Source organism: Streptomyces sp. NPDC088915 (assembly GCF_044749825.1).
In the GTDB taxonomy this organism is placed as follows: Bacteria; Actinomycetota; Actinomycetes; order Streptomycetales; family Streptomycetaceae; genus Streptomyces.
The window spans coordinates 1-7123 of sequence record NZ_JBIVIR010000013.1 but is presented as its reverse complement, the minus strand read 5'-3'; the positions used below and the strand labels follow the sequence as shown (position 1 = coordinate 7123).

Sequence of the window (7123 nt, the reverse complement as noted above, 5' to 3'; positions counted from 1 at the left end):
GCCGTCGGCGGCCGAGCCGACGGGGCGCCGTACTGATCCCCCGGTACGGCGCCCCGCGGATCACGACGTACAGGGCGGGCATGCGCCCCGGGGGCCGCCGCGCAAGGACGAGATCAGCGAGGCGGCTCACATCACCGAGCAGGCCGGTGGACGGAGTCGGGACTCTTGAACCTGTTCCGGTTGGATCCGCTCTCGATGACGCGCCATGTGGAGTGCGTGGCGATCCTGGAGCCGGTGAAACAGGGCGTCTGCGCTGGGGGTTTTCCTAGGCGTGGTGCATGTGGTCCCGGCCTTACGACACCCGGTCGTGGAGGTGCGACGCCCGTTCGCCGGGGCGGGTGGTGGGCCCCGCCGGTACGTGCTCCGTGTCGCGCGGGTGGGTGTGCGACCTCGGGGTCTTCCCGTGCGGAGGGGGCAGGCGCAGGGCCAGTAGCGTTCCCGTCAGCCAGGCCAGGGCGAGTGTGCTCGCCGCGGTCAGGGTGAGGGGGTCCGGATCGACGAGGGCCTGGCCCCGCAGGGCCTGCCAGGTCACCAGGGTGACGAGGCCCAGGTACCCGGCCGACGCGACGATCACCAGGCGCGTGCGCACGGCCGGGTCGGCGAGCCGGGTGTCCGGGTGCCGGCCGGCCGCCGCGGTCAGGGCGAGCGCCAGCAACGGCAGCACTTGGAGGGCGTGCATCCCCGTGAAGTGGGCGATGCGCAGGTCGCCCCCGGTGGCCGCCCAGCCGGTGAGCGGCAGATGCGGGCCGCCGTCCGGGACGCCGACGCTGTGGGCGCCCACCGTGCCCACCACGTGGCCCGACAGTTGTTCCGGCGTCGGCTGGCTCATCAGGAAGCCGAGCGCGAGCCCGACGACCCCGATGCCCGAACCGAACCGGATCGCCCAGGTGGTCGCCCGGTCGGGCAGCGGCTGCCGGAACATCAGGACGGCGACCACCACCCCGGCGAGCCACAGCACCGCCACGGTCACGCCCATCACGGCGTACAGGGCGGCGTCGAAAGCGGTTTCGTCGTTGAAGTGGCTCCGCTTGCCGCGCACGACCTGCACGACGATGAGGGCCACTTCCACGGACGAGGCGGCCGCGATCACCGTCCCGGCCCACCAGCTGATCCGCCGACCGCGGTCGAGGATCGAGAGCATCCAGGCCAGCGTCGCCGCGTAGACGCCCAGCGACAGGGCGAACTTGAGCGGCTTCTCCCAGATCGGCATGCCGACCAGCACGCGGTCGTCGACGGCGAGGCCGACGGTGCTGACGACGCCGACGACCGCCATCGCCACGACGAAGTACTTCAAGGGTCCGTGCAGTTCACGCACGGGCATGGATACCTCCCGGGGACGGCGCGTCAGGTGGGGCAGTCCGCGCGCCGGCCCACCGCCGCCGGTCGGCCGCGGAGCCGGCCGACGATGGCCGAGGCCACCTCCTCGCGGCGTGTCTGGAGGAAGAAGTGCCCGCCGGGGAAGGCCTGCACGTCGCAGGAGTCGGTGGTGTACGCCTCCCAGGCCGCGGCCTCTTCGGGGGAGACGTGGCCGTCCTCGGTCCCCGTGAACACGGAGATCGGGCAGGACAGCACACCGTCTCCGGGCGCGGGCGGCACGTAGCACTCGACCGCTTTGTAGTCGAAGCGCAGCGTCGGCAGCAGCATCCGGACCAACTCCTCGTCGGCCAGGACCTGTTCGGCCGTTCCGCTGATCCGGCGCAGCTCCGCGAGGAGCGTCTCGTCGTCCTGGCCGTGCAGGTCCGGACGGGTGCCGGGCAGGCCGGGCGCCCTGCGGCCGGAGACGATCAGACGGACCGGGCGGAGCCGTCCCGCCGCCTCCAGCCGACGCGTGACCTCATAGGCCAGCAGGGCTCCCATGCTGTGCCCGAACAGGGCCAGCGGCCGACCGGGATCGAGCGCGGCGAGCGACTCGGTGACCCGGTCGGCCAGTTCGGCCATGTCGTCGAGCGGCGGTTCCGAGCGACGGTCCTGCCTCCCGGGGTACTGCACCGCGCACACCCCGACCAGGGGGGCGAGGAGCTTGGACATCGGGAAGTAGGTGCTGGCGGCACCGCCCGCGTGGGGGAAGCACACCAGCGTCGTCCCGTCCCGGGCTTCGCTGGAGAACCGCCGTAACCAGCCGCTGCTGAGGGGGGAAACGGTCATGGCCGCTCAGGAACCGTTCTTCCCGCGCGGGACCACCACCTGGTCCACGATCCCGTACTCCAGGGCGTCCTGGGCGGTGAGGATCTTGTCGCGCTCCAGGTCCTCGCGGATCCGCTCCCGGTCGCGACCGGTGTGCTGGACCATGATCGTCTCGATCCGGTCCCGGATGCGCTCGATCTCCAGCCACTGGATCTCCAGGTCGGAGACCTGTCCCTGCTGGCCCGGGCTGGCCGGCTGGTGCATCAGTACGCGCGAGTTGGGAAGCGCGATGCGCTTGCCCTTGGTGCCGGCCGCCAGGACCACCGAGGCGGCCGAGGTCGCCTGGCCGATGCAGACCGTCTGGATGTCGGGCTTGACGAACTGCATCGTGTCGTAGATGGCGAGCAGCGAAGTGATCGATCCACCGGGCGAGTTGATGTAGATCGAGATGTCGCGGTCCGGGTCGGCCGACTCGAGGCAGAGGAGCTGGGCCATGACGTCGCTGGCGGACGTGTCGTCGATCTCGGAGCCGAGGAAGATGACCCGCTCCTCGAAGAGCTTCGCGTAGGGGTCGTACTCCCGCGCGCCCTGCGAGGTGCGTTCGATGAAGCGGGGAACGACGTAACGGGCTTGGGGCGCGTAGTCGTGCATGGACAAGGCGGCCTCCGTGCTGTCCGGATTCGATGGCGGGAGCGGGCGTGCTGGGGACACGTCGACGCGGCGCGCCCACGCGCCGGGTGACCTGTCGTCACCGGTCGCGTCGGCGCACCGGTGGTGAGTTGCCGTCGGATCAGCGCGCGGCGAGCCCGCCGCCGCCCGAGATGGCCGGGGTGGACTGGATCACGTCGTCGATGAGGCCGTACTCCTTGGCCTCCTGCGCGGAGAACCAGTAGTCGCGGTCGGAGTCCTTCGTGATGCGCTCCACGTCGTTGCCGGAGTGCCGCGCGATGAGTTCCGCCATCTCGCGCTTGGTCTTGAGGAGGTGCTGCACGTAGATGCGGATGTCGCTCGCCGAGCCGGAGAAGCCGGCCGACGGCTGGTGCATGAGGATCTTCGCGTGCGGCAGGGCGAAGCGCTTGCCGGGGGCGCCGGAGGTCAGCAGGAACTGTCCCATGGAGGCGCAGAAGCCCATGGCGATGGTGACGACGTCGTTCTTGATGATCTGCATCGTGTCGTACACCGCCATGCCGGCGGTCACCGAACCGCCCGGCGAGTTGATGTAGAGGTAGATGTCCTCCTCGGACTGGGCGGCGAGCATCAGGAGCTGCGCGGTAATGCGGTTGGCGATTTCGTCATCGACGGCCTGGCCGAGGAAGACAATGCGGTGCCGGAGCAGGCTGCTGAATACCTGGTCGCCCATTCCCCAGGGCGCCGGCGCGTCATTGTTCATTCGGGGCATCTCGTGGCCGAATTCCGTCGGCTGAAAGTCGTCCTGATGAGTCACTGAACCCCCAAGTGGATCCACTGGCGGCCACAGCCACCGTTCGATGTGTCACTGCCGTTCCGGTCCTGCCGATCCGACCGACACCACAACTGACGTGGCGCTTACCGATCTTCACTCTTCGGACCGTAGCACGATCACCACAGGCTCTCAGCTGACCTGTTGTTCGTTCGCTGAGAGCGCACGCCGGGCCGGTCGGCGGGCGACGACGGTTCACGGGGAAAGCGTGTTCGACGACTGTGATTAGATCCGAAGATCGGAAGCACCGTCCACACGGGGGTAGAGCGTGGCTGTAGCGGAGCACCGCAGGCTAGAACGAGCACATTTTCTGAGGAAAAGGCGAGAAAGCATCTTGCCTTGCGAAGTGGGACTGCCCCAAGGCCTACGTCGGCGCACTCCCGGACTGCGTCGTGAGGAAGTCGCCGTCCTCGCCGGCCTCAGCCCGACCTGGTACACGTACCTCGAACAGGGCCGGGACGTCTCGCCCTCGCCCGAGGTCCTGGACAACCTGGCCAGCGTGCTGGGCCTCTCCGTCTTCGAACGCGACTACCTGCTCGCCCTGTCCAGCGAGCGGTCCTCCGCGTCGCCGGCCGCCGCGGTCCCCGAGTCCTGGAAGTCGCTCGTCTCGGTGGCGGAGGGGATGTACCCCTTCCCCGCCTATGTCTGTTCCCTCTCGGGCGATCTACTTGGCTGGAATCGCGCGGTGCCGGGCTGGTTGGCGAACTTCGGCAGTCTGTCCGGTCGTGAGCGCAACCTCCTGGTATGGATGTTCACCTCCGAGGAGGCCCACCGCCTCTTCGTCGACTGGGAGGACGTCGCCCGCCACTTCGTCGCCTGCTTCCGGGCGGAGGTGACCGACTGGCGGACCTGTCCGCAGATCGGCCCGTTGGTGGAGGAACTCACCGCCCGCAGCCCCCGGTTCCGCACCTGCTGGGACGAACACCGGGTGGCGGGACCCCTCAGCAGGACCCACCGCATGCGCCATCCCCAACGCGGGATCATCGACGTGCGGATGGTCGAGCTGCTCCACAGGGACCTGGACGGGACGGTGCGGCTGATCGTCCACACACCGGTGAGGGAGATGCCGCGCAAGCTCGTCGCGGCCCAGGTGCGCTGATCCCCCGGCGCGAGTCCCCGGCGTGAGTCCCCGGCGCGAGCCCCCGGGGCCCGTCCCGGGGGCCGGGCGCCAGGTGCCGGCGGCGAGGGCGAGGACTCCGGCCGCCGGAAGGGCGGCCGGAGTCCTCGCGCACTGTCCGACGGACGCCCTTCGCCGCGGTCGCGGCCGGCGCGGGCGTCGGACTCCTTCACCTATGCGTCGGCACGCGGGGCCAGTTGCTCCGTGAGGTGGTCCGCCAGCTTGCGGACCGTCGGGAAGTCGAACACCAGCGAACTGGGCAGGACCAGCCCGGTCTCGGTGTGGAGCCGGTTGCGCAGGTCGATCGCCATCAGTGAGTCGAAGCCCAGGTCGAGCAGTTCCTCCTCGACCTCCACCTCTGCCGGATCGTCGTATCCGAGGACGTCGGCGACGACGCGCAGCACCAGCGCGTACGCCTGCTCGGCGTCCAGCACCACCGGTTCGGCGACGGCGTCCTCGGGCCGGTCCGGATCCGCGGTGCCCGCCGGGAGCGCGGAGAGGATCACCGGCAGCGTTCCCGTCGCCGCCCGCTCCGCCAGCGCGGCCCCGTCCAGGTCTACGGCGACCAGGACGGGCTCCGTCCTGGCCAGTGCCGCGTCGAGCAGGCCGAGGGCCGCCGCGACGGGCATCGCTCGTACGCCGGACCGGTCCATCCGCCTCTGCCCGCCGGCGGCGAGCGTGTCACCCATGCCGTCCCCCTCCCACAGGCCCCAGGCGAGGGAGGTTGCCGGTAGGTCGAGTGCGTGGCGGTGTTCGGCGAGGGCGTCGAGGTAGGTGTTGGCGGCGGCGTAGTTGGCCTGTCCTGCGTTGCCGATGATTCCGGCGTAGGAGGAGAAGAGGACGAAGGTGTCCAGGTCGAGGTGGCGGGTGAGTTCGTGGAGGTGTCGGGCTGCGTCGGCTTTGGGGGCGAGGACGGTGTCGAGGTGTTGTGGGGTCTGGGTTTCCAGGGTGGCGTCGTTCAGGACGCCGGCGGTGTGGATCACGCCGGTCAGGGGGTGGTCTGCGGGGATGTGGTTGAGGAGGTCGGTCAGTGCGGTTGGGTCGGTGATGTCGCAGGCGGCGATGTCGACTTGGGCGCCCAGTGCCTGGAGTTCGGCTGCCGTGTGCTGGGCTCCGGTGGCGGCGGGGCCGCGGCGTGAGACCAGGAGCAGGTTGCGTACGCCGTGTTCGGTGACCAGGTGTTTGGCGACCAGTGTGCCCAGTGCTCCGGTGCCGCCGGTGATCAGCACCGTGCCCCCGGCACGGAACACCCGACGCCCGACGGGGTCGACGGGACCGGCCTGGACCAGGCGGGGCACGTACACCGTTCCGGCCCGCAGCACGAGCTCCGGTTCCCCGGTCGCCAGCGCCGCGGGTACGGCCGCCGCCGAGGCGTCGCTGCCGTCGGTGTCCAACAGGACGAACCGGCCCGGCCGTTCGGACTCCGCGGTGCGGACCAGTCCACGGGCCGCGGCAGCGCCCGGCTCCTCGGTGAGGGGCTCTCCGCCCACCGCGACCGCACGGGAGGTGACCACGACGAGACGCCGCGCGGACGGGCCCTCCTCGGCCGCCAGCCGCTGGACGCGTGCCAGCGTCTCCTCGGCCGCTTCCCGCGCTCCGGTTCCGGAGGCCACGGTGAACAGGAGGTCCTCCGCGCCGGCCGGGACCGGTTCCCGCGCCGCCTCTCCGGTCGGCAGGGGAATCCAGTCGACCCTGTACAACGCGGCGTCGGGCGCGCAGCCGGCCACGGCCGGGAGCACCGCTTCGGCGTGGCGCCGCCACGGCCCGGACCGCGTGCCCGCCGCCGCCACCGGGCGGGAGTGCAGGACGGCCGCGCGGTGCCCGTGCGCGTCGGGGTGCGCAAGGGCGAGCTGTACGTCCAGGGCGTCCTCGGCGGGCAGGCGCAGCGGGGCGTGCCGGGTGAGCACCAGGGGAGTGCCGTCCAGCAGCGCGCCGCCCGCGGCCAGCTCCCGGTCCGCCAGCTCCGCGTGGGTGGCGGCGGACAGCCGGGCCGTGTGGACCGTGCTGCCGTCCGCCAGCTCCAGGCCGGCGCCCAGCACCGGGTGTTCCCCGGCTCCGGGCGACAGCGGAGCCGTCCGCTCCTCGGGCGACGGGGAGAGCCAGTAGCGCTGCCGCTGGAAGGCGTACGTGGGCACCGGCGCCGGCCGTGTTCCCGGCGGGAACAGCGCCGCCCAGTCGGGCTCGGCGGCTCCGGTCACGTACAGCCGGCCCACGGTCGCGGCCACCGCGGCGGGGTCCGGAACGGCGACGACCACGGCGGGACGGTCCTCCGCCACCTCGTCGAGGACCCGTTCCACGGCGGGCGACAGCACGGGCACCGGTGACACCTCCAGGAAGGTGGTGGTGTGGTGGGTGCGGAGGGTGTGGATGGTGTCGGCGAATCGGACTGTTTCGCGGATGTGGCGTGTCCAGTAGGCGGGGTC

The 7123-nt window shown here is 71.3% G+C and carries 6 protein-coding genes; 1 reads left to right on the top strand and 5 read right to left on the bottom strand.

Annotated elements, in window-relative coordinates; all coding sequences use genetic code 11:
• Window positions 1–292 precede the first annotated feature (292 nt).
• The 4 genes from ACIP5O_RS23250 to ACIP5O_RS23235 form a co-directional block, all read right to left on the bottom strand.
• Complete coding sequence (locus ACIP5O_RS23250; RefSeq protein WP_401296297.1) at window positions 293–1321, bottom strand: hypothetical protein; 1029 nt, start codon at window positions 1319–1321, stop codon at window positions 293–295.
• A 23-nt stretch (window positions 1322–1344) separates the two neighbouring features.
• Window positions 1345–2145 (bottom strand): thioesterase II family protein, encoded by an 801-nt coding sequence (locus ACIP5O_RS23245; protein ID WP_401296295.1) that lies wholly within the window; start codon window positions 2143–2145, stop codon window positions 1345–1347.
• Between the two features lie 6 nt (window positions 2146–2151).
• Complete coding sequence (locus tag ACIP5O_RS23240) at window positions 2152–2775, bottom strand: ATP-dependent Clp protease proteolytic subunit (RefSeq protein ID WP_401296550.1); 624 nt, start codon at window positions 2773–2775, stop codon at window positions 2152–2154.
• Window positions 2776–2914: 139 nt separating this feature from the next.
• The gene (locus ACIP5O_RS23235; protein WP_401296293.1) at window positions 2915–3523 is read right to left on the bottom strand and encodes an ATP-dependent Clp protease proteolytic subunit; all 609 of its coding nucleotides are present in this window, start codon (window positions 3521–3523) and stop codon (window positions 2915–2917) included.
• A gap of 406 nt (window positions 3524–3929) precedes the next feature.
• On the opposite strand from ACIP5O_RS23235, the gene ACIP5O_RS23230 reads away from it, so the two are divergent.
• Window positions 3930–4682 (top strand): helix-turn-helix domain-containing protein, encoded by a 753-nt coding sequence (locus ACIP5O_RS23230; protein WP_401296291.1) that lies wholly within the window; start codon window positions 3930–3932, stop codon window positions 4680–4682.
• Between the two features lie 191 nt (window positions 4683–4873).
• Here ACIP5O_RS23230 and ACIP5O_RS23225 read toward each other — a convergent pair.
• Window positions 4874–7123: SDR family NAD(P)-dependent oxidoreductase (locus ACIP5O_RS23225; RefSeq protein WP_401296289.1), on the bottom strand; the 2250-nt coding region annotated here is incomplete at its 5' end.